The sequence below is a fragment of the Vibrio sp. YT-15 genome, from assembly GCF_033337445.1.
Lineage (GTDB): Bacteria > Pseudomonadota > Gammaproteobacteria > Enterobacterales > Vibrionaceae > Vibrio > Vibrio alginolyticus.
In genome coordinates this window covers 1-1,183 of record NZ_JAWOQR010000119.1, presented here as the reverse complement: position 1 = coordinate 1,183, position 1,183 = coordinate 1, and the positions used below count along the sequence as shown (strand labels likewise).

The following is a 1,183-nucleotide window of genomic DNA, read 5'->3' as shown; positions in this document are numbered from 1 at the left end:
CTTGCCTGAGACAACAACGGCGTTTTTACTTGCGTAGTAATCAGCGATACCATCCACCATTGCGGAAATAGCGTCTGCACCTGTTGCCGACCCGCTGCGTGGAGAAGTTTGCGCATCAAAAATCTTTGAAGGCGCTTGGTCATACAAAGTCCGACGAATCTGCTCGCCTTGCGCACGAATAATTAATACCGCGTCCGCTGGGTAACGCTGGCTGGCTTGGCTAATCGGTTCAATGAAACCGCCCCAAAGATCAGACGTGTTTTCGCCCGTGACATCGTCAAAATCCCCAACAGGAATCGTAATTGGAAGGCCACGAGCTTCCGTTGCTTTTTTCAATGCAGCAATGTTGGCAGAATCAGAATGTTCCCATGCAATTGCGCGGTCGTAATCTTGCTCTTCCACCAGCCAAACCAAAATATTGGCACGATTCGGTGACCATGAAGGCAACTGAGCTTGAGTCAAAAGCGATTGAATTTGCCCACTGTTAAACAACATTTTAAGACTTGCTTTGCCTTCAACTTGGCTTTTCCCAAGCTGAGAAATATCGCGAGAGCTAGAACTCAGCGCCTTTTGGATAACAGGGTTGCTTAGAGAAGATTGAGAACCAGTCGCTCGAACAATCACATCTTTCATACCTTGTTCACGAGCCGCAGACTCACCGTCGTTCTGCTCACTGTCGATAACCACTTCGGCACGATAGATATCTACCTGAGTTAATGCATACACCGGCAGGGACAACCAACCGATCAGTAAGAGAGCTAAATAGCGCATAGTTTTCATAATCCTCTAAACAAGAACCCGCATAATAAGCAACTATCAAATCTTGAGCAAGGCGCGTACTGAGTGAATTGTTTGTAGTTTGACCAAGTTAATGCCGTTTTTTGCATCACTAGGTGATTAATTAACGTTACCCCATCAACATGAACTCATATCGATGCATATTGAAAGACATAAAACCTGATATTCATTGCTCTTGAAGCTTCATTTTCAAGAGCGCTTATTAGATCACAGCACATCGATATTCTTTGAATGGCTTAATTTGGACTCGTAAAATCGTCCATTTTGCAAGCAACCAACTCTCAAAACATTCGTTTGGATGATAAATTCATTCGAAAGTTTGATCTAAGCAACGTTGCAAACGATTGCAGGATGATAGAATTCGTCGGATTTGTCTGCGTATCTT

1 protein-coding gene is annotated in these 1,183 nt (G+C 44.1%); it reads right to left on the bottom strand.

Annotation, left to right across the window (positions count from 1 at the left end; genetic code table 11):
• Positions 1–771, bottom strand: a 771-nt coding sequence (locus R7D93_RS25695) for a DUF2066 domain-containing protein (protein ID WP_318129609.1), incomplete at its 3' end; no start/stop codon positions are given.
• Between the last annotated feature and the right edge of the window lie 412 nt (positions 772–1,183).